At 67.4% G+C, this 500-nt stretch carries 1 protein-coding gene; it reads left to right on the forward strand.

What is annotated here, in order from left to right:
• The coding region (locus DEQ92_RS22010; protein ID WP_115821788.1) for a PD-(D/E)XK nuclease family protein at positions 1-500 on the forward strand (500 nt) is incomplete at both ends.

Raw genomic sequence — 500 nt, forward strand, 5'->3', positions numbered from 1 at the left:
CAGGGCACGCTCACCGAGGAGGACAAGTGGCGCTCCGAGTACACCCTCATCTCGCCGACGTTCGGGATCAAGGGCCGCGCCGACGCGCTCCGCCGCGGGATGCCCGTCGAACTCAAGACCGGCAAGAACACGAAGCGAGAGCCGCGCTTCCACGACAAGATTCAGGCGGCCGCCTACGCGCTCGTCCTCTCCGAGCGCGGCGTGCCCGCCGATACGGGGACACTGCTCTACACCAAAAACACCGCCTTAGAGCGCAACGAGGAGACGGGTGACCTCTCGCCGGCCAAGGACTTCTCGATCGGCACCGGCCTCCTGCAGTTCGTCGTCCGGACGCGAAACGAGATCGCCGCGATGGAGTACGACGCCGACATCCCGACCGGCTACGAGGCCGACGCGAAGTGCGAGTACTGCTTCGAGCGCGACACCTGTATGGTCGTCTCGGGACGCCTCGACCAGGAGTCGAAGGCCGGCCAGGTCGGCACCGCGGTCCCCACGCGGTC

Origin of the sequence: Haloferax sp. Atlit-6N (assembly GCF_003383195.1) — an archaeon.
Taxonomy (GTDB): domain Archaea; phylum Halobacteriota; class Halobacteria; order Halobacteriales; family Haloferacaceae; genus Haloferax; species Haloferax gibbonsii.